The organism is Rhizobium sp. CFBP 8752, assembly GCF_014842035.1.
GTDB lineage: Bacteria > Pseudomonadota > Alphaproteobacteria > Rhizobiales > Rhizobiaceae > Neorhizobium > Neorhizobium soli.
Window position 1 is genome coordinate 1 of sequence record NZ_JACYUZ010000013.1, and the last position, 291, is coordinate 291.

The following is a 291-nucleotide window of genomic DNA, read 5'->3' on the forward strand; positions in this document are numbered from 1 at the left end:
CTCACACATAACAAACCGGCCCCTGGCCAAACCAAGGGCCGCTCCCAAAGCGGCCTTTTGTCGTTGCTGGGGTTTAACGAAATAATGGGACGTTCGGTCTGTAGCCGGTGCGTCCCTCACAGGAGACAAATCCTTCGGATTTGCTCCGGCACTACGCGTAAACCGCAACGCGGTTTACGCAGACGCGATATTTGGCTACGCCAAATTCGCTTGGCGCGGGGTGGAGCAGCCCGGTAGCTCGTCAGGCTCATAACCTGAAGGCCGCAGGTTCAAATCCTGCCCCCGCAACCA

Annotated in this window: 1 tRNA gene; it reads left to right on the plus strand. The window is 58.1% G+C overall.

From position 1 onward, the window contains the following. The first annotated feature begins 214 nt into the window (after positions 1–214). Positions 215–291 (plus strand) — tRNA-Met (locus tag IFT59_RS23000).